General features: G+C 70.9%; 13 protein-coding genes, 1 tRNA gene and 1 riboswitch. Of the genes, 2 read left to right on the top strand and 12 right to left on the bottom strand.

The genetic code is table 11. The features are described 5' to 3' along the window. Window positions 1-105: 105 nt before the first annotated feature. The 11 genes from ACH9EU_RS04560 to ACH9EU_RS04510 all read right to left on the bottom strand — a co-directional run bounded on the left by ACH9EU_RS04560 (window position 106) and on the right by ACH9EU_RS04510 (window position 16499). A complete protein-coding gene (locus ACH9EU_RS04560; RefSeq protein WP_396412758.1) occupies window positions 106-3996 on the bottom strand; it encodes a DNA-directed RNA polymerase subunit beta' in 3891 nt (1296 codons plus the stop codon). Between the two features lie 61 nt (window positions 3997-4057). Then, a complete protein-coding gene (rpoB, locus tag ACH9EU_RS04555) occupies window positions 4058-7567 on the bottom strand; it encodes a DNA-directed RNA polymerase subunit beta (protein WP_396412757.1) in 3510 nt (1169 codons plus the stop codon). 276 nt (window positions 7568-7843) lie between these two features. Next, a complete protein-coding gene (gene gcvP / locus ACH9EU_RS04550) occupies window positions 7844-10723 on the bottom strand; it encodes an aminomethyl-transferring glycine dehydrogenase (protein ID WP_396412756.1) in 2880 nt (959 codons plus the stop codon). Between the two features lie 165 nt (window positions 10724-10888). Then, a riboswitch (glycine riboswitch) is annotated at window positions 10889-10997 on the bottom strand. Window positions 10998-11174: 177 nt separating this feature from the next. Next, window positions 11175-11561: a 50S ribosomal protein L7/L12 gene (gene rplL, locus ACH9EU_RS04545; RefSeq protein WP_396412755.1), complete on the bottom strand. Its 387-nt coding sequence runs from the start codon at window positions 11559-11561 to the stop codon at window positions 11175-11177. Window positions 11562-11657: 96 nt separating this feature from the next. Further along, complete coding sequence (gene rplJ, locus ACH9EU_RS04540; protein WP_396412754.1) at window positions 11658-12182, bottom strand: 50S ribosomal protein L10; 525 nt, start codon at window positions 12180-12182, stop codon at window positions 11658-11660. Between the two features lie 312 nt (window positions 12183-12494). Further along, window positions 12495-13643 carry a GNAT family N-acetyltransferase gene (locus ACH9EU_RS04535; RefSeq protein ID WP_396412753.1) on the bottom strand — a complete coding sequence of 383 codons (1149 nt, stop codon included), beginning with the start codon at window positions 13641-13643 and terminating at the stop codon, window positions 12495-12497. A gap of 143 nt (window positions 13644-13786) precedes the next feature. Next, entirely contained in the window at window positions 13787-14494 is a 708-nt protein-coding gene (gene rplA, locus ACH9EU_RS04530; protein WP_396412752.1) for a 50S ribosomal protein L1, read from the bottom strand. Between the two features lie 89 nt (window positions 14495-14583). Further along, window positions 14584-15015, bottom strand: coding sequence for a 50S ribosomal protein L11 (gene rplK, locus ACH9EU_RS04525; RefSeq protein WP_396412751.1), 432 nt, complete (start codon window positions 15013-15015; stop codon window positions 14584-14586). Between the two features lie 145 nt (window positions 15016-15160). Further along, window positions 15161-15967 carry a transcription termination/antitermination protein NusG gene (gene nusG, locus ACH9EU_RS04520; RefSeq protein WP_396412750.1) on the bottom strand — a complete coding sequence of 269 codons (807 nt, stop codon included), beginning with the start codon at window positions 15965-15967 and terminating at the stop codon, window positions 15161-15163. Window positions 15968-16043: 76 nt separating this feature from the next. Then, a complete protein-coding gene (gene secE / locus ACH9EU_RS04515; RefSeq protein ID WP_396412749.1) occupies window positions 16044-16319 on the bottom strand; it encodes a preprotein translocase subunit SecE in 276 nt (91 codons plus the stop codon). A gap of 107 nt (window positions 16320-16426) precedes the next feature. Beyond that, window positions 16427-16499: transfer RNA gene (locus tag ACH9EU_RS04510), tRNA-Trp, on the bottom strand. Window positions 16500-16775: 276 nt separating this feature from the next. On the opposite strand from ACH9EU_RS04510, the gene ACH9EU_RS04505 reads away from it, so the two are divergent. Further along, window positions 16776-17981: an aminotransferase class I/II-fold pyridoxal phosphate-dependent enzyme gene (locus ACH9EU_RS04505; protein ID WP_396412748.1), complete on the top strand. Its 1206-nt coding sequence runs from the start codon at window positions 16776-16778 to the stop codon at window positions 17979-17981. Next, window positions 17978-18313, top strand: a complete 336-nt coding sequence (locus tag ACH9EU_RS04500; protein ID WP_396412747.1) for a hypothetical protein — start codon at window positions 17978-17980, stop codon at window positions 18311-18313. The genes ACH9EU_RS04505 and ACH9EU_RS04500 overlap by 4 nt, the downstream gene beginning before the upstream one ends. Before the next feature lie 65 nt (window positions 18314-18378). On the opposite strand, the gene ppk2 is transcribed toward ACH9EU_RS04500, so the two are convergent. Further along, window positions 18379-19296 (bottom strand): polyphosphate kinase 2, encoded by a 918-nt coding sequence (ppk2, locus tag ACH9EU_RS04495; protein WP_396412746.1) that lies wholly within the window; start codon window positions 19294-19296, stop codon window positions 18379-18381. Between the last annotated feature and the right edge of the window lie 253 nt (window positions 19297-19549).

The raw sequence follows: 19549 nt of genomic DNA, 5'->3' as shown, positions 1-19549 counted from the left end.
TCGTGCCCGGCCCCGACGGCGGCAGCCCCGCCCCGGAGCCGTGGCTCCGGGACGGGGCTGCCGTGGTGATCACGCGGTGATCACCTCCTGCGCAGGACGCCGGCCTCAGTTGCTGCCGAAGTCGTAGTCCTCCAGCGGGATCGCCTGGAACTCGGCGGGCGTGTGCCCGGAGTTCTCGTCCGTGTAGCTGAAGTCCGAGAAGGTGCCCGGCTCCGTGAACAGCGAGGCCTTGGCCTCGTCCGTCGGCTCCACGTCGATGTTGTTGTAGCGCGAGAGCCCCGTGCCGGCCGGGATCAGCTTGCCGATGATCACGTTCTCCTTCAGCCCCAGCAGCGGGTCGGACTTGCCCTCCATGGCCGCCTGCGTGAGCACGCGGGTGGTCTCCTGGAAGGACGCGGCCGACAGCCACGAGTCGGTGGCCAGCGAGGCCTTGGTGATGCCCATCAGCTCGGGGCGTCCCGCGGCCGGCCGGGCGGTCTCCGCGACGGCCTTCCGGTTGGCCTCCAGGAAGCGGACGTTCTCCACGAGCTCGCCCGGCAGCAGGTCCGTCTCGCCGGACTCGATGATCGTCACGCGGCGGAGCATCTGCCGCACGATGACCTCGACGTGCTTGTCGTGGATGCCCACGCCCTGCGAGCGGTACACGCGCTGGACCTCGTCCACGAGGTGCTTCTGCGCCTGCCGCGGACCGCGGATGCGCAGCACCTCCTTGGGGTCCACCGCGCCAGAGACCAGCTGCTGGCCGACCTCGACGTGCTCGCCCTCGGCCACGAGCAGCTTCGCGCGCCGCAGCACCGGGTACCCGATCGCCTCGTCCCCGTTGTCCGGGGTCACGACGACCTTGAGGGCCTTCTCGGTGTCCTCGATCGTGACCCGCCCGGCGACCTCCGAGATCGGCGCGACGCCCTTGGGCGTGCGGGCCTCGAAGAGCTCCTGGATGCGGGGCAGACCCTGGGTGATGTCACCGTCCGAGGACGCGACACCACCGGTGTGGAAGGTGCGCATGGTCAGCTGCGTGCCGGGCTCACCGATCGACTGGGCCGCGATGATCCCCACGGCCTCGCCGATGTCCACGAGCTGGTTCGAGGCCAGCGAGCGGCCGTAGCACGACGCGCACACGCCCACCGCGGACTCGCAGGTCAGCACGGAGCGCACGCGCACCGTGTCGGCCCCGCCCTCGAACACGCGCTGGATCGCCGCGTCGGAGAGGTCCGTGCCCGCCCCGGCCAGGATCTCGCCGTTGGCGTCCACGACGTCGACCGCGAGCACCCGGCCGTGCACGGTGTTCTCGATGTCCTCGTGGAGCACGCGCTCACCGGTCTCGCGGAGGTCCGCCACGGGCAGGGTCAGCCCGCGCTCGGTCATGCAGTCCGCCTCGCGCACGATGACGTCCTGGGAGACGTCCACGAGACGGCGGGTCAGGTAGCCCGAGTTCGCCGTCCGCAGCGCGGTGTCGGCCAGGCCCTTGCGGGCGCCGTGGGTCGCGATGAAGTACTCCAGCACCGACAGGCCCTCACGGTACGAGGACTTGATCGGGCGGGGCATGATCTCGCCCTTGGGGTTGGACACGAGCCCGCGGATGCCGGCGATCTGGCGGACCTGCATCCAGTTGCCCCGGGCGCCGGAGGAGACCATGCGGTTGATGGTGTTCAGCGGCGACAGGTTGGCCTGCATGGCCTGTGCCACCTCGTCCGTGGCCTTGGTCCAGATGTCGATCAGCTCCGAGCGGCGCTCGTCGTCGTCGATCAGACCGCGGTCGTACTGGCCCTGGATCTTCGCGGCCTGCGCCTCGTAGCCCTCCATGATGGCGGGCTTCTCGGGCGGGGTCGCGATGTCGGAGATGGCCACGGTCACGCCCGAGCGGGCCGCCCAGTGGAACCCGGCGTCCTTGAGCTCGTCGAGCGTGTGCGCCACGGTCACCATCGGGTACCGCTCCGCGAGGTCGTTGACCAGCGCGGACAGGTGCTTCTTGTCCGCGACGGCCTCGTCCCAGGGGTAGTCCTCGGGCAGCGTCTCGTTGAACAGCACTCGGCCCAGGGTCGTGCGCACCAGGAGCGGCCGGCCCGGCTCCCAGCCCTCGGGGGCCTCCCAGCCCTCGAACGGGACGAAGTGGTCGAGCTCGATGGTGCACAGGGCGTTGAGGTGCAGCTTCCCGGCGTCGTGGGCCATGATCGCCTCGGCCACCGAGGAGAACGACCGGCCCTCCCCCTCCTCGCCCTCGCGGACGGTGGTGAGGTGGTAGAGGCCGATGATCATGTCCTGCGAGGGCAGGGCGATCGGCTTGCCGTCCGAGGGCTTGAGGATGTTGTTCGAGGACAGCATCAGGATGCGCGCCTCGGCCTGGGCCTCCGGGGACAGCGGCAGGTGCACGGCCATCTGGTCACCGTCGAAGTCGGCGTTGAACGCGCCGCACACGAGCGGGTGGAGCTGGATGGCCTTGCCCTCGACGAGCTGCGGCTCGAACGCCTGGATGCCGAGGCGGTGCAGGGTGGGGGCACGGTTGAGCAGCACGGGGTGCTCGGTGATGACCTCCTCCAGCACGTCCCACACCTGCGGGCGGTAGCGCTCGACCATGCGCTTGGCCGACTTGATGTTCTGCGCGTGGTTGAGGTCCACCAGGCGCTTCATCACGAACGGCTTGAACAGCTCGAGGGCCATCTGCTTGGGCAGACCGCACTGGTGCAGCTTCAGCTGCGGACCGACCACGATGACCGACCGGCCGGAGTAGTCGACGCGCTTGCCGAGCAGGTTCTGGCGGAACCGGCCCTGCTTGCCCTTGAGCATGTCGGACAGCGACTTCAGGGCACGGTTGCCCGGACCGGTCACCGGCCGGCCGCGGCGGCCGTTGTCGAACAGCGAGTCCACGGCCTCCTGCAGCATCCGCTTCTCGTTGTTGACGATGATCTCCGGGGCGCCCAGGTCCAGCAGCCGCTTGAGGCGGTTGTTGCGGTTGATCACGCGCCGGTACAGGTCGTTGAGGTCCGAGGTCGCGAAGCGGCCGCCGTCCAGCTGCACCATCGGGCGCAGCTCCGGCGGGATCACCGGGACGGCGTCCAGGACCATGCCCAGCGGGGAGTTGTCCGTGGTGAGGAAGGCGTTGACGACCTTCAGCCGCTTCAGGGCGCGGGTCTTGCGCTGGCCCTTGCCCGTGGCGATGGTCTCGCGCAGCGACTCGGCCTCGGCCTCGAGGTCGAAGGTCTCCAGGCGCTTCTTGATCGCCTCGGCGCCCATCGAGCCCTCGAAGTACATGCCGTAGCGGTCGACCATCACGCGGTAGAGCGCCTCGTCGCCCTCGAGGTCGTTGACCTTGAGGTTCTTGAACCGGTCCCAGACCTGCTCGAGCCGGTCGATCTCCTGGTTGGCGCGCTTGCGCACGTTGGCCATCTGGCGGTCGGCGGAGTCGCGGAGCTTGCGCTTCTCCGCGGCCTTGCCGCCCTCGTCCTCGACCCGGCCGAGCTCGGTCTCCAGGTCGCGGGCGATCGCGGCGATGTCCGCGTCGCGCGTCGACTCCATCTGCGCCTTCTCCCGGTCCACGGCGGCCTGGAGGTTCGGCAGGTCGTCGTGGCGGGCGTCCTCGTCCACGGACGTGATCATGTACGCCGCGAAGTAGATGACCTTCTCGAGGTCCTTCGGGGCCAGGTCCAGCAGGTAGCCCAGCCGCGAGGGCACTCCCTTGAAGTACCAGATGTGGGTCACGGGAGCGGCGAGCTCGATGTGGCCCATGCGCTCACGGCGCACCTTCGCCCGGGTCACCTCCACGCCGCAGCGCTCGCAGATGATGCCCTTGTAGCGCACGCGCTTGTACTTGCCGCAGTAGCACTCCCAGTCCCGGGTGGGGCCGAAGATCTTCTCGCAGAACAGGCCGTCCTTCTCGGGCTTGAGCGTGCGGTAGTTGATGGTCTCCGGCTTCTTGACCTCGCCGTACGACCAGGTCCGGATGTCCTCGGCGGTCGCAAGACCGATCCGCATGAGTCCGAGTGAAGATTCGTTGGACATGAGGGTCCTTTATCTCTTTCTCTAGAAAGGGTGAAGTCTCGTCGGGGGTGGGCGGAGAGCCTCAGACCTCTTCGACCGAGCTGGGCTCGGAGTGCGAGAGATCGATGCCCAGCTCCTCGGCCGCCCGGAAGACCTCGTCATCCGAGTCACGCATCTCGATGGTGTTGCCGTCGGCCGAGAGGACCTCGACGTTCAGGCACAGGGACTGCATCTCCTTGATGAGCACCTTGAAGGACTCGGGAACGCCCGGCTCCGGGATGTTCTCGCCCTTGACGATGGCCTCGTAGACCTTCACGCGTCCGTGGACGTCGTCGGACTTGACCGTCAGCAGCTCCTGCAGGGTGTAGGCGGCGCCGTAGGCCTCGAGCGCCCAGACCTCCATCTCGCCGAAGCGCTGGCCGCCGAACTGCGCCTTACCGCCCAGCGGCTGCTGGGTGATCATGGAGTACGGGCCGGTCGAGCGCGCGTGGATCTTGTCGTCGACCAGGTGGTGCAGCTTCAGGATGTACTGGTAGCCCACCGAGACCGGGTCGGGGAACGGCTCGCCGGAGCGGCCGTCGAACAGCCGCGCCTTGCCGGAGCGGTCGATCAGCCGGACGCCGTCGCGCGTGGGGTTGGTGTGGTCGAGGAGGTCGAAGATCTCCTCCTCGCGCGCGCCGTCGAACACCGGGGTCGCCACGTTGGTGGGGCCCGACTGCTTCGGGAAGTTGGGCAGGTTCTCGAGCCAGGCGGGATCGCCCTCGATGTTCCAGCCCTGCTTGGCGAGCCAGCCGGTGTGCACCTCGAGGACCTGCCCGAGGTTCATCCGCCCGGGCACGCCCAGCGGGTTGAGGATGATGTCCACGGGGCTGCCGTCCTCGAGGAACGGCATGTCCTCGACGGGCAGGATCTTCGAGATGACGCCCTTGTTGCCGTGCCGGCCGGCGAGCTTGTCGCCGTCGGTGATCTTGCGCTTCTGCGCGACGTACACCCGGACCACCTGGTTGACGCCCGCGGGCAGGTCGTCGTCCTCGTCGTCGCGGTCGAAGACGCGCACGCCGATGACGGTGCCCGACTCGCCGTGGGGCACCTTCAGGGACGTGTCGCGCACCTCGCGGGACTTCTCGCCGAAGATGGCGCGCAGCAGGCGCTCCTCCGGGGTCAGCTCGGTCTCCCCCTTCGGGGTCACCTTGCCCACCAGGATGTCGCCGGCCTGGACCTCCGCGCCGATGTGGATGATGCCGCGCTCGTCGAGGGCCGAGAGGACCTCCTCGGAGACGTTCGGGATGTCCCGGGTGATCTCCTCGGCGCCCAGCTTGGTGTCGCGGGCGTCGATCTCGTGCTCCTCGATGTGGATCGAGGTCAGCACGTCCTCGGAGACCATCCGCTGGGAGAGGATGATGGCGTCCTCGTAGTTGAGGCCCTCCCAGGACATGTAGGCCACCAGCAGGTTCTTGCCCAGGGCCAGCTCGCCCTGGTCCGTGGAGGGCCCGTCGGCGATGACCGAGCGCTCCTCCACGCGCTCGCCCTCGGAGACGATCACGCGCTGGTTGTAGGTGTTGCCCGGGTTCGAGCGGGTGAACTTGTTGATCGGGTAGACCGTGGTCGTCCCGTCGTCGTTGAGCACCCGCACGAGGTTGGCGGAGACCTCGTCGACCACGCCCGGCTTGCGGGCCAGCACGGAGTCGCCGGCGTCCAGGGCCGCGTAGCGCTCCATGCCGGTGCCCACCAGCGGGGCCTCGGACTCGAGCAGCGGCACGGCCTGGCGCTGCATGTTGGCGCCCATGAGCGCGCGGTTGGCGTCGTCGTGCTCGAGGTACGGGATGAGCGCGGTCGCCACGGACACCATCTGCCGCGGGGACACGTCCATGTACTGCACCGCGGTCGGGTCGACCAGCACGGCCTCGCCCGAGCCGTCGGCGGCGCGCGCGAGCACGGCGTCCTCGGCGAAGCGGCTGTCCGTGGTCAGCGGCGCGTTCGCCTGCGCGATGGTCACGCCCCGCTCGTCGTCGGCGGTGAGGTAGTCGACGTCGTCGGTCACGACACCGTCGACGACCTTGCGGTACGGGGTCTCGATGAAGCCGAACGGGTTGATCCGCCCGTAGGTCGCGAGCGAGCCGATGAGGCCGATGTTGGAGCCCTCAGGGGTCTCGATCGGGCACATGCGGCCGTAGTGCGACGGGTGCACGTCGCGGACCTCCATGCCGGCGCGGTCGCGGGAGAGACCGCCCGGGCCCAGCGCGGAGAGCCGCCGCTTGTGCGTCAGGCCCGCGAGCGGGTTGTTCTGGTCCATGAACTGCGACAGCTGCGAGGTGCCGAAGAACTCCTTGATCGCCGCCACGACCGGACGGATGTTGATCAGGGTCTGCGGGGTGATGGCCTCGACGTCCTGCGTGGTCATCCGCTCGCGCACCACGCGCTCCATCCGGGACAGGCCCGTGCGGATCTGGTTCTCGATCAGCTCGCCGACCGCGCGGATGCGCCGGTTGCCGAAGTGGTCGATGTCGTCGACGTCGACCACGAGCTCGCGGGGCTCGCCGTCGCGCATCCCGCGGATCGTGCCGCCGCCGGCGTGCAGCGTGACGAGGTAGCGGATCATCGCGACGATGTCGTCGACGGAGAGCACGGAGGCGTCGTCGGCGTCGAAGTCCTTGTCGAGCCCGAGCTTCCGGTTGAGCTTGTAGCGGCCCACCTTGGCGAGGTCGTAGCGCTTCGAGTTGAAGTACATGTTGTCCAGCAGCGCCTGCGCGGCGTCGACCGTGGGCGGCTCGCCCGGCCGGAGCTTGCGGTAGATGTCCAGCAGCGCGTCCTCGCGGGACTCGACGGTGTCCTTCTCCATGGTCGCCCGGATCGAGTCGAACTCGCCGAACTCCTCGAGGATGCGGGACTCGGTCCAGCCCAGGGCCTTGAGCAGCACGGTGACCGACTGCTTGCGCTTGCGGTCCAGGCGCACGCCCACCTGGTCGCGCTTGTCGATCTCCAGCTCGAACCAGGCGCCGCGCGAGGGGATGATCTTCGCGGAGTAGACGTCCTTGTCCGAGGTGCGGTCCTGGCCGCGCTCGAAGTAGGCGCCCGGGGAGCGGACGAGCTGCGAGACGACGACGCGCTCGGTGCCGTTGATGACGAACGTGCCCTTCTCCGTCATCAGCGGGAAGTCGCCCATGAACACGGTCTGCTGCTTGATCTCGCCCGTGTTGTTGTTCATGAACTCGGCCTTGACGTACAGGGGGGCCGAGTACGTGGCGTCCCGGTCCTTGCACTCGTCCATGGTGTACTTCGGGTCGTAGAACTCCGGCTCGGAGAAGGACAGGGACATGGTGCCCTGGAAGTCCTCGATCGGGGAGATCTCCTCGAAGATGTCGGAGAGCCCGGAGGTGCGGGCGATGCCCTGCTCCCCGGTCTCGACGGCCTGCCGGACGCGGGCCTGCCAGCGCTCGTTGCCGACGAGCCGGTCGAAGCTGTCCGTCTGGAGGGCCAGCAGGTTCGGCACGTCCAGCGGTTCGTGGATCTTGGCGAAGGAGATGCGGCGCGGGATGTCCCCGTCGGCCGGTCGGTTAGCGGTTACGTTCGAATCGGTGCTCGAGGCGACCAAGATGGATTCCTTCCACAGACCTGCAGTTGAATCGCGCAGTTCCCGATCGGGTCTTCGGGAGGTTCGAGGACCAGCGTGGTGACCTGCTGATCCGCTCCCCCGGGGCGCCCACCGCTATATGAAGGCACGCAGAATTGAGGGACAACGCAAAGAACCAGCATAGGCGCGGAACGCCGTGCTGTCCACACGGCCGGTGGACGCGAACGCCCACCGGCCGTAGGATGAGGGATTTTGTGTCGAACGTCTCAGCTGCGGCCGGGACTCAGCCGCGCCCGGTCACCGGGCGGTCTCCACGGCCCCGGTCTCGATCGCCTCGCCGGCGGACGCGGGGGCGTCGACGGCGAACGCCTCGATCGGCGGGCAGCTGCAGACGAGGTGGCGGTCGCCGGCGGCGTTCTCCACCCGGCCCACGGGCGCCCAGTACTTGGCCAGGCGCAGCTCGGGCAGCGGGTAGGCGGCCTGGGACCGGGGGTAGGGCCGGTCCCACTCGTCGGCGGTGAGCACCTCGGCCGTGTGGGGCGCCCGGCGCAGGACGGAGTCCTCGGCCGTCACCTCGCCCTCGGCCACGGCGGTCATCTCGGCGTGGATCGCCCGCATCGCGTCCACGAATCGGTCGAGCTCCGCGAGGTTCTCGGACTCCGTGGGCTCGACCATGAGCGTGCCGGCCACGGGGAAGGCGAGCGTGGGTGCGTGGAAGCCGTAGTCGACGAGCCTCTTGCAGACGTCCTCGGCCGTGATCCCGGAGGCCTTGGTCAGCGCGCGCAGGTCGAGGATGCACTCGTGGGCCACGAGATTCCCGGGGCCGTTGTAGAGCGTGGGGAACACGTCGGCGAGCCGCGCGGAGACGTAGTTGGCGCTGAGGATCGCCGTGCGCGCCGAGGCGGTGAGCCCCTCGGCGCCGGTCATCGCGATGTACATCCACGAGATCGGCAGCACCCCGGCCGACCCGTAGCGGGCCTGGGACACGGGGAACGCGTCCGTCTCGTCGGCGCTGACGGCCGGGTCGTCGGGCAGGAACGGCACGAGGTGCTCGGCCACCGCCACCGGGCCCACGCCGGGGCCCCCGCCGCCGTGCGGGATGCAGAAGGTCTTGTGCAGGTTCAGGTGCGAGACGTCCCCGCCGAAGCGCCCGGGACGGGCCAGGCCCATGAGGGCGTTGAGGTTGGCGCCGTCCACGTAGACCTGTCCCCCGGCGTCGTGCACGGCCGCGCACACGTCGGTCACCTGCGCCTCGAACACGCCGTGCGTGGAGGGGTAGGTGATCATGATGCCGGCGAGCTCGTCCCCCACGGCCTCGATCTTCGCGGCCAGGTCGTCCATGTCCACGGAGCCGTCGCCGGCGGTGGCCACGACCACGACCTTGAGGTCGGCGAGGACCGCGGAGGCGGCGTTGGTCCCGTGGGCCGAGGACGGGATGAGGATGGTCTTGCGCTGCCGGTCCCCGCGCGAGAGGTGGTAGCGGCGGATGGCCAGCAGCCCGGCGAGCTCGCCCTGGGAGCCGGCGTTGGGCTGGACGGAGACCGCGGTGTAGCCGGTGATCTCCGCGAGCCAGGACTCGAGCTGCCCGACGAGCTCCCGCCACCCCTCCGTCTGGTCCTCGGGGGCCAGCGGGTGGATCGAGGCGAACTCCGGCCAGCTGATGGGCTCCATCTCGGCGGCGGCGTTGAGCTTCATGGTGCACGAGCCCAGCGGGATCATGGTGCGGTCGAGCGCGAGGTCCTTGTCCGCGAGGGCGCGCAGCCACCGCATCATCGCGGTCTCGGACCGGTGGGTGGTGAACACCGGGTGGGTGAGGTAGTCGTCCGTGCGCAGCAGCTCGGCCGGCAGCTCACCGGCGGCGGCCCCGGCCTCCGGCGACGAGGCCCCGAACGCGGCGAGGACCGCGTCGACGTCGTCCTCGTCGTGCGGCTCGCCCACGGACACGGAGACGTGGTCCGCGTCGGCCCGGCGCACGTTGATCCCCCGCTCGGCGGCCGCGGCCACGACCTCGTCGGCGCGGCCGGGGACCTCGGCCAGGACGGTGTCGAAGAACCGGTCGTGGACCACGGTGGTCCCGGCCGCCGCGAGTCCCGCGGCCAGGCGGGCGGCGAGCCCGTGCACCCGCTCGGCGATCGCGCGCAGCCCCTCCGGACCGTGGTAGGCGGCGTAGGCGCCCGCGACGATGGCCAGCAGCGCCTGCGCCGTGCAGATGTTGGAGGTCGCCTTCTCCCGGCGGATGTGCTGCTCACGGGTCTGCAGGGCCAGCCGGTAGGCGGGCCGGCCCGAGGAGTCCACCGAGACCCCGACCAGCCGGCCGGGCAGATTGCGCTCCAGCCCCTTGCGGCAGGCGATGAACGCGGCGTGCGGCCCGCCGAAGAAGAGGGGGACGCCGAAACGCTGGGCCGAGCCCACGGCGATGTCCGCGCCCTGCTCGCCGGGGGGCCGCAGCAGGGTCAGGGCCAGCAGGTCGGTGGACACCGTGACGAAGGCCCCGCGCGCACGGGCCTGCTCCACGAGGTCCTCCAGGGACGCCACGTCGCCGTCGACGCCCACCTGGGCGAGGACGACCCCGAAGGCGTCGCCCTCGGGCAGGCCCTCCGTGAGGTCGGCGACGACCAGCTCCACGCCCACGGCCCGGCAGCGTCCGCGCAGCACCGCGAGCGTCTGCGGCAGGCTCCGGGAGTCCACGACGACCCGCCGGCTCGTGGACCTGCGGTTGGACCGCTGCATCATGAGCACCGCCTCGGCCACCGCGGTCGCCTCGTCGAGCAGGGACGCGTTGGCGAGGTCGAGGCCGGTGAGGTCCATGACCGCGTTCTGGAAGGTCAGCAGCGCCTCGAGCCGGCCCTGGGAGATCTCGGGCTGGTACGGGGTGTAGGACGTGTACCAGGCCGGGTTCTCGAGGATGTTGCGGCGCAGCGCGGGCGGGGTGACGGTGTCGGCGTAGCCCTGGCCGATCATCTGCGTCATGACCCGGTTCTTGGCGGCCGTGCGGCGCAGGGCCGTCAGGGCCTCGTGCTCGGACAGCGGTGCCGGCAGGTCCAGGGGACGGTCCGTGGCGATCGTCGCCGGCACGGCGCGGGCGACGAGCTCGTCGAGGTCGGCCGCGCCGACGGTCTCGAGCATCGTCCGGGTCTCGGCCGCGTCCGGGCCGAGGTGACGTGGAAGGAAGGACAAGGTCAGCTCCTCGTGGTTCGAGGGCCCGGGGGGCCCGTCCGACCTCCCCGCTCTGTTCGTCGACCTGAGAGTTTTCGCCGGTCCCCGCGCGGGGGCCGGCCTGCACCGCCGGTGGCCCTCCGCCCCGGCCGGCGGCCGCGGGTCGATGAGCCTCTTCAGAGTGGCCTGGTCGCAGCGGTACTGGGGCCTGAGAGATTCTCGGGGAGGATTTGCTCCTTCGGCGCCGGCCGCCGCCCGGGACCGGGTCGGCGTCGGACTCTCCCGCTGCGCGTGGACGGCCAATGTGGTTGTGCCCCCCAGTCTCCCACACCCGCCCGGGTCCGCACACCGCTCCCCCGTCCCGCGGTGGCCCGCGACGCCCCGGGCCGCACCCTCCCGGAACGGGACGAGGCCCCGGACGCGGTGCGTCCGGGGCCTCGCGGGACCGTCCGGGCGGACGGTCCCGAGGGTCCTACTTGAGGGTGACGGTGGCGCCGGCGCCCTCGAGGGCCTCCTTGGCCTTGTCCGCGGCCTCCTTGTTGGCGCCCTCGAGGACGGCCTTGGGGGCCGAGTCGACGAGGTCCTTGGCCTCCTTGAGGCCGAGGGAGGTCAGCGCGCGGACCTCCTTGATGACCTGGATCTTCTTCTCGCCGGCGGCCTCGAGGACGACGTCGAACTCGGTCTGCTCCTCGGCCTCCTCGGCGGCACCGGCGGCCGGGGCCGCGGCACCGGCCACGGCCACCGGGGCGGCGGCAGTGACGTCGAAGGTCTCCTCGAAGGCCTTCACGAACTCGGAGAGCTCGATGAGGGAGAGCTCCTTGAACGCGTCGATCAGTTCCTCGGTGCTGAGCTTGGCCATGGTTGTGGCTCCTTTTCGATGTGGTGACCCGGCCGGTCTGGTCGGCGCGGGACGGTCTGGTTCCGTGGGAAGAATTCGCCTCGCGGCGGGTGCTGGCTAGGCGCCCTGCTCCTCGACCTTCGCGCGCAGCGCCTCGGCGGTGCGCACGGTCTTGGACAGCGGCGCCTGGAACAGCGCGGCGGCCTTGGACAGGGACGCCTTCGCGGCGCCCGCGACCTTGGCGAGCAGCACCTCGCGGGACTCGAGGTCCGCGAGCCGCTGGATCTCTGCCGCGCTGAGCGCCTTGCCCTCGAGGTAGCCGCCCTTCAGGACGAGCTGCGGGTGGGCCTTCGAGAAGTCGCGCAGGTTCTTGGCGGCCTCGACGGGATCACCCGAGATGAAGGCGATGGCGCTCGGGCCCGAGAGGTGGTCGTCGAACGCGTCGATGCCCAGATCCCTGGCCGCGATCGCGGTCAGCGTGTTCTTCACCACGGCGTATTCGGCGTTCTCACCGAGCGAGCGGCGCAGCTCCTTGAGCTGGGCCACGGTGAGACCGCGGTACTCAGTCAGGACAGCGGCGTCCGAGTTGGAGAACAGCTCCTTCAACTCGGCGACCGCGGCTGCCTTTTCCGGGTTCGCCATGGTACTCCTTCCGGTCTTCGATGCCGGGCGCTGCCTGGAAGGATCCGCACACGGAAAAAGCCCCGCGCAGATGCCCGGGGCTCGACGGCACGCTCCGTGCAGGACGGCGCGTGCTCGCTGTGCTGGTTCACCTGCGCTGGCCGTTCCTGGCGGAACTCTTACGGCTGCTCCCCCGCGCCCTGGGGCACCGAAACGGTGCCCGGGAGGCATGGAGGACCACGACCGGCGGTCTTTGGTGCTCCCCAGGGTACCCGAGCGCCGGCCGGTCGCCAAATCGCGCGCCGCACCGGGCCCCGGCCGTCCCGCCGGGACTCAGACGGGCGAGAGCTCCCGGGACCAGACCCCGCTGCGCCCCACGACCCGGAAGCCGAGCCGGCTGTTGACCCGGCTCATCCGGTCGTCGCCGCTGTGGCTCCACGAGTACACGGTCCGCACACTGGGAGCCGCCTGCGCGAGCTGCTCCAGGTTGGCGAGCTTGAGCTGGGTGGCCAGCCACCGTCGGCGGTGCTCGCGCAGGACCAGGGTCTCGTCCTGCATCCCGATGGCCGGGTCCTCGCCCGCCAGGACGATCTCCGTCATCCCCACGAGCCGCCCGGTGGCCTCGTGCTCGGCGACGGCGACCAGGGACAGGTTCCCGGCCTCGGCGCGCAGCTGCTCGGTCCGGCGCACGCGTTCGGGGTCCCACGCCTCGGTCTCGGCGGCGACCGGTGGCAGGAAGGTGTCGGCGGCCATCCGCGAGTGCAGGACCGCGAGCTCGTCGAGCCACCGTTCCGGCGCCGAACCGCTCCAGGTGTGCACCCGGTACGGCTCCGGGGAGGGGGAGGCCGCCATCTCTCTCCGCAGCTCCGCCACCCGGTCCTCCCGCAGCGGGACCTCCAGGACGCCGAAGTCGCTGACGGACTCGAGCCGGTAGCCCGCGTTGAGCGCGAAGCGCGTCTGCCGGTTGGAGACGGGCAGCCGACCGGAGCCGTCCGCGGCGTCGACCCACTCGACCATGCCCGGGGTGATGACCGGGAAGACCCCGGTGACGCTGCCGTCGCCCTGGATCTCCTCGGGACCGGGGTGCTCGGTCTGGATGCGCAGGTGCCGGCGGGACTCCCCGACCGCGAGCTGCTCGGCCGCCGCCAGGAGCTCGCTGCCCGTGCCCTGCGCCGTGGTCTCCGGGTCGACGTCGACCGTGATGTGCGCCCAGCCGGTCAGGGTGACGAGCGGCATCCGGATCTCGGCCCGCCCCGTGATCCGGTCGCCGGCCCAGGACAGCAGGATGACGACCCGCTCGAAGGGGTCCTTGAGGTCGCGGTAGAGCTCGTACGCGTCACCGGTCAGGTCCGAGATCCCCCAGACGTGCTGCCGGGACCGGCGCACGAGCTCCGCCACCCGCCCGAGCAGGGCCCGGGCGTCGTCGTCGAACTCGTCGGGAATGCGCATCTGCTCGATGCGCACCAGGGGGTGCTCGCTCACGAGAGGTTCTCCGTTCCGTGGGCGCCGGCGGACGCCCGTGGGGTCATGTGCGTGGGGAGCGCGGCGCGCCCGACGGGAAGGGGCCCGGCCGCAACGGCCGGGCCCCCACCCGTCGCGCCCCCGGGGGGAGCCGCTGTCCGGCGTCAGGCGCCGACGACGACCTCGGTGACGTTCGGGTCGACCGGGATGCCCGGGCCGAACGTGGTCGAGACGGTCGCCTTGGTGACGTAGCGGCCCTTCGACGCGGCCGGCTTCAGGCGCAGGATCTCCTCGAGGGCGGCCCCGTAGTTCTCGGCGAGCTTCGCGGCGTCGAACGACGTCTTGCCGACGATGAAGTGGAGGTTGGAGTGCTTGTCCACGCGGAAGTCGATCTTGCCGCCCTTGATGTCGGTGACGGCCTTGGTCACGTCCATGGTCACCGTGCCGGTCTTCGGGTTGGGCATGAGGTTGCGGGGCCCGAGGACCTTGCCGAGGCGTCCGACCTTGCCCATCATGTCCGGGGTCGCCACGGCCGCGTCGAAGTCCGTCCAGCCGCCCTGGATGCGGGCGATCAGGTCGTCGGAGCCCACGTGGTCGGCGCCGGCCTCCTCGGCGGCGGCGGCCTTGTCACCGGTCGCGAAGACGACCACGCGGGCGGTCTTGCCGGTGCCGTGGGGAAGGTTCACGGTGCCGCGGACCATCTGGTCGGCCTTGCGGGGGTCCACGCCGAGACGGAGCACGACCTCCACGGTGGAGTCGGTCTTCGCCGTGTCGATCTCCTTGGCGAGGGCCACGGCCTCGGCCGGGGCGTACAGCGCGCCCTCGTCGATCTTCGCGGCGGCCGTCTGGTATGCCTTGCTGCGCTTTGCCATCTGCTTCTTCTCCTTGTGCAGTTGTGGTCTGCGGACCGCGCTCGGTCCTGCCACGGGAATGTCGGTGGGGTGGTGTCAGCCTCGGCCGATCACTCGACCTCGATGCCCATCGAGCGGGCGGTGCCGGCGATGATCTTCGCCGCGGCGTCGATGTCGTTGGCGTTGAGGTCTTCCTTCTTGGTCTCGGCGATCTCCCGGACCTGGTCCATGGTGAGCTTGCCGACCTTCTGCGTGTGGGGCACGCCGGAGCCCTTCGCGACACCGGCGGCCTTCTTGATCAGCTGCGCGGCGGGCGGGGTCTTGGTGATGAAGGTGAACGAGCGGTCCTCGTAGACCGTGATCTCCACGGGGACGATGTTGCCGCGCTGGGACTCCGTGGCCGCGTTGTAGGCCTTGCAGAATTCCATGATGTTCACGCCGTGCTGACCGAGGGCCGGGCCCACGGGGGGCGCCGGGTTGGCGGCGCCTGCCTGGATCTGCAGCTTGATGAGGCCGGAGACCTTCTTCTTCTTGGGAGCCATGTGCTGGGTCCTTCTTCTGCTGGACGTACCGGCGCACAGGAGCGTACGACGGCGGGTGGCCGCCGTGGCGCGGCGGCCGGGCGGCCCCGTCGGCGAAGCATGCGCCGCGGGGCCGGGAACTGTGGGGCGGGCCGGGCCCGCCCGCTCAGATCTTGGAGACCTGGTTGAAGCCGAGCGTCACGGGGGTCTCGCGCTCGAAGATCGACACGAGGACCACGAGCTGCTGGGACTCCACCTTGATCTCGGAGATCGTGGCGGGGAGGGTCTCGAACGGGCCCTCCTTGACGATGACGGACTCGCCCACCTCGAAGTCGACGTCGACCTGGGGCTGGGCGCTGGGCTGCCCGGCGGTCTCGCCGCCGGCGCCCTGCGGGGCCTCGAAGACGGGGTTGAGCATCTCGAAGACCTCGTCCAGGCGCAGCGGCACGGGGTTGTACGCGTCCTGGCCCACGAACCCCGTGACACCGGGGGTGTGGCGCACCGCGCCCCAGGAGGCGTCGGTGAGGTTCATGCGCACCAGCACGTAGCCCGGGATCCGCACGCGGCGGACGATCTTGCGCTGGGCGTTCTTGATCTCGACGACCTCCTCCATCGGCACCTCGATCTGGAAGATGTCGTCCTCCATGTTGAGGGACTGGATGCGGGTCTCGAGGTTCGTCTTCACGCGGTTCTCGTAGCCGGCGTAGGTGTGGATGACGTACCAGTCACCCTCCTGGCGGCGCAGCTGCGACTTGAACTCCTCGACGGGGTCCACCGCGGGGGCCTCCTCGACCGCCGGGTCCTCCACGGCGGGGGCCTCCTCGACCGCCGGGTCCTCCACGGCGGGGGCCTCGTCCGGCTCGTGGCCGGCCGCGAGGTCGTCCACGGAGGTCTCCGGCTCCGGGGACTCCGGGGCCTGCTGGTCGACCGCGGCCGGTGCCTCGGTGCCGTTTTCGAGCTCGTGCTCGGTCACTGGATCTCCCTGTTCTTTCGTGGATGTGGTGCTCTGCTGGGTGACGACGGACCGCCCGTCCGCGCGCCGTCCGGCCTCAGCCGGCGGCGCCGCCACCCTGCCCGAAGATCCACAGGGCGGCCTGCCCGAACGCGAGGTCCAGGATCGAGATGAGCACCATCATGAACGCGACGAACACGAGCACGACCAGCACGTAGTTGACCAGGTCGCGCCGGGTGGGGGTGACGACCTTCTTCAGCTCCCCCACGACCTGGCGCAGGAACAGGAACAGGCGCCCGACGACGCCGCGCGGTCCCTCGGCGTCCTGCCCCGGGGGCTGGCCCGAGGCCGTCCCGGCGGTGGTCTGCGACATCGGACTCTCCCTGTTCGGACTCGTGCGTGCCGTGCGGTGCTGCCGGCCCGCCGTCGCCGGGCGGGGCCGGCGCTCCCGTGGGGAGCGCCGGCCCACCCGGACCGGAGCAGGGCAGACAGGACTCGAACCTGCAACCTGCGGTTTTGGAGACCGCTGCGCTACCAATTGCGCCACTGCCCTTCGCGTCCCGCGGCCTCTTCCGGCGCACGCGGCGCCGGTCTCGATCGCTCGGACCCGGTGACCGACTCTACCACCAGCGGTCCCTCGAAGGGCGCGCCGGAGCAGGGGTCGATGACACCAGTCGACCATCCTAGGCGACCGGTGCGGGGACGTGCAATCCGGCGGGGGTCCCCGGCACCCGGGCTCCGGCGCGGTCGGCGGAGCCGCGAGTAGCATGGGCACGTCCGCACCGCCACCCGGCGGAACCCGCCCGTCCCCTCCAGGAGGCCCCCGGTCATGACCGCACCCCGCATCTCCCGGCGCGTCGGCGCCATCGCAGAGTCCGCGACGCTCGCGGTCGACGCCAAGGCGAAGGCGCTCAAGGCCGCCGGCCGGCCCGTGATCGGCTTCGGCGCCGGGGAGCCCGACTTCCCCACGCCGCAGTACATCGTGGACGCCGCGGCCGCGGCGCTGCGGGACCCCGCGAACTTCCGGTACACCCCGGCGGCGGGCCTGCCCGAGCTGCGGAAGGCCGTCGCGGAGCAGACGGCCCGGGACAGCGGCTACACGGTGGAGCCCTCCCAGGTGCTCGTGACCAACGGCGGCAAGCAGGCCGTGTTCCAGGCCTTCGCGACGGTCGTCGACGAGGGCGACGACGTCCTGCTGCCCGCCCCGTACTGGACCACCTACCCGGAGGCGATCAGGCTCGCCGGCGGACACCCGGTCGAGGTCTTCGCCGGCCCCGAGCTGGGCTACAAGGTGACCCCGGAGCTGCTCGAGGCGGCCGTCACCGAGCGCACCACGGCCCTGCTGTTCTGCTCGCCGTCGAACCCGACCGGCGCCGTGTACTCCCCCGAGGAGACCGCCGCCGTGGGCCGCTGGGCCGCGGAGAAGGGCATCGTCGTGCTGACCGACGAGATCTACCAGCACCTCACCTACGACGGGATGCCCTTCACCTCGATCGCCGCCGCGGCCCCCGAACTGGGCGAGAACGTGGTCATCCTCAACGGCGTGGCCAAGACCTACGCGATGACCGGCTGGCGGGTGGGCTGGATGATCGGGGCTCCCGCCGTGATCAAGGCGGCCACGAACCTGCAGTCCCACCTGACCTCGAACGTCAACAACGTGGCACAGCGCGCGGCCCTCGCGGCCGTGTCGGGCCCCCTCGACGAGGCCCACCGGATGCGCGAGGCCTTCGACCGCCGCCGCCGGGTCATGGTCGAGGCGCTCAACGGGATCGAGGGCGTGGAGTGCCCGACGCCGACCGGCGCGTTCTACGCGTACGCGGACGTGCGCGGGCTGCTCGGCAAGCGCTTCGGCGACGCGACCCCGCGGACCTCCGCCGAACTCGCCGAGCTCGTCCTGGAGGAGGCGGAGGTCGCGGTGGTGCCGGGCGAGGCGTTCGGGCCGTCCGGGTTCCTGCGCCTGTCCTACGCCCTGGGCGACGACGACCTCGCCGAGGGCCTGCGCCGGCTCCAGGAGTTCCTGGGGAGCGCCGCGTGAGCGCCGGGAACGCGCTCCTGCGCGCCGCCGGGGCGGTGCCCGCGGCAGCGCTCGTCTCCGGCGGGCTGATCGGCGGGTACGCGACGGCCCGCGCCACGGGCGTCCGTCCGCTCGGCGGGGCCGTGCTGGCCGCGGCCGGGGCCGCCGCCGCCCACCGGTGGTGGCACCGGGGCGGGCCGGGCACCACGGCGGCGCTGGGCGGGCTCTACGTCCTCGGCTTCGGCCTCTCGCACCCCCTGGCCAAGAAGATCGGCGCCTGGCCCTCCGTGCTCGCCGTCACCGCCGTCAACGCCGCCGCGAACGCGGCCCTCGTGGACCGCGCCGGCCGCTGAGCCGCGGCGCGCCCGGCAGGACGGCGCGGCCCGCCCCGCGCCCGCCCTCCTGGTGACGAGCGTGTTCAGTCGCCGACGGCGTCCCGGCCTCGGCGCACGATCAGGGGGTCGGGGGGATGGACCACGGCACGGTCCTTGTCGTCGTAGTCGAACTGGTCCAGGAAGAAGCGCATGGCGTTGAGCCGGGCGCGCTTCTTGTCGTTGGACTTCACGGTGATCCACGGGGCGTGGTCGGTGTCGGTGCGCAGGAACATCTCCTCCTTCGCCTCCGTGTAGTCCTCCCACCGGTCCAGCGAGGCCAGGTCCATCGGAGAGAGCTTCCAGCGGCGCACCGGGTCGATCTGCCGGATCGCGAACCGGGTGCGCTGCTCGTGCTGGGTGACGGAGAACCAGAACTTCGTCAGGTGGATCCCCGAGTCCACGAGCATCCTCTCGAACACCGGGGCCTGGGCCATGAACGTCCGGTACTCCTCCGGGGTGCAGAAGCCCATGACCCGTTCCACGTTCGCGCGGTTGTACCAGGACCGGTCGAACATCACGATCTCCCCGGCCGTGGGCAGGTGGCGGACGTAGCGCTGGAAGTACCACTGGCCACGCTCACGGTCGGAGGGCTTGGTCAGCGCCACCACCCGCGCCGCCCGCGGGTTGAGGTGCTCGGTGAAGCGCTTGATCGTCCCGCCCTTGCCGGCCGCGTCCCGGCCCTCGAAGACGACCACGTGCTTGAGGTCGCGGTCCTGGCCCCAGTACTGGAACTTCAGCAGCTCGATCTGCAGCCGGTACTTCTCCAGCTCGTACTCCTCCCGCGACATCCGCTCCTCGTAGGGGTAGTCCTCCCGCCAGGTCTCCACCGCCGAGCCCCCGGGGTCGATGAGGTCCGGGTCCGGGGACTGGCCGTCGCGCACCGTGTACCCCTGGCCGACCAGTTTGTCGATGAACTCCCGCAGGTTCTCCCGCACCGGCTCCTCGCGTGCGTTCTCGTCCATCGCGAACCTCCTCCCAGGCCCGCCGGGGCCCTCCCCGGCAGTCTAGGCGGGGACGGGAACGGACCGGCCACGGCGCGGCCCGCCCCGGTGCCCGGCCGCCGGACTCACTAGACTGGATCTGCCGGCGCACCCCGGCCCCACGACCTCGACCGACCCCGCCCTCACGCCTCGAGACCCCAGGAGACTGCACGGATGAAGATCGGACTGCTGACCAGCGGCGGGGACTGCCCCGGCCTCAACGCCGTGATCCGCG

Source organism: Kocuria rhizosphaerae (genome assembly GCF_044462265.1).
Taxonomy (GTDB): Bacteria; Actinomycetota; Actinomycetes; order Actinomycetales; family Micrococcaceae; genus Kocuria; species Kocuria rhizosphaerae.
Note: the sequence above shows the minus strand (reverse complement) of the source record. Positions and strands in the feature narration are given on the sequence as shown.

What these genes read in the sequence shown, in the direction of transcription:
- ACH9EU_RS04505 (WP_396412748.1), top strand. Translation starts at nt 16,776, where the DNA reads ATGACCGCACCCCGCATCTCCCGGCGCGTCGGCGCCATCGCAGAGTCC.
- secE (WP_396412749.1), bottom strand. Translation starts at nt 16,319, where the DNA reads ATGTCGCAGACCACCGCCGGGACGGCCTCGGGCCAGCCCCCGGGGCAG.
- ppk2 (WP_396412746.1), bottom strand. Translation starts at nt 19,296, where the DNA reads ATGGACGAGAACGCACGCGAGGAGCCGGTGCGGGAGAACCTGCGGGAG.
- rplA (WP_396412752.1), bottom strand. Translation starts at nt 14,494, where the DNA reads ATGGCAAAGCGCAGCAAGGCATACCAGACGGCCGCCGCGAAGATCGAC.
- rplK (WP_396412751.1), bottom strand. Translation starts at nt 15,015, where the DNA reads ATGGCTCCCAAGAAGAAGAAGGTCTCCGGCCTCATCAAGCTGCAGATC.
- rplJ (WP_396412754.1), bottom strand. Translation starts at nt 12,182, where the DNA reads ATGGCGAACCCGGAAAAGGCAGCCGCGGTCGCCGAGTTGAAGGAGCTG.
- ACH9EU_RS04560 (WP_396412758.1), bottom strand. Translation starts at nt 3,996, where the DNA reads ATGTCCAACGAATCTTCACTCGGACTCATGCGGATCGGTCTTGCGACC.
- rplL (WP_396412755.1), bottom strand. Translation starts at nt 11,561, where the DNA reads ATGGCCAAGCTCAGCACCGAGGAACTGATCGACGCGTTCAAGGAGCTC.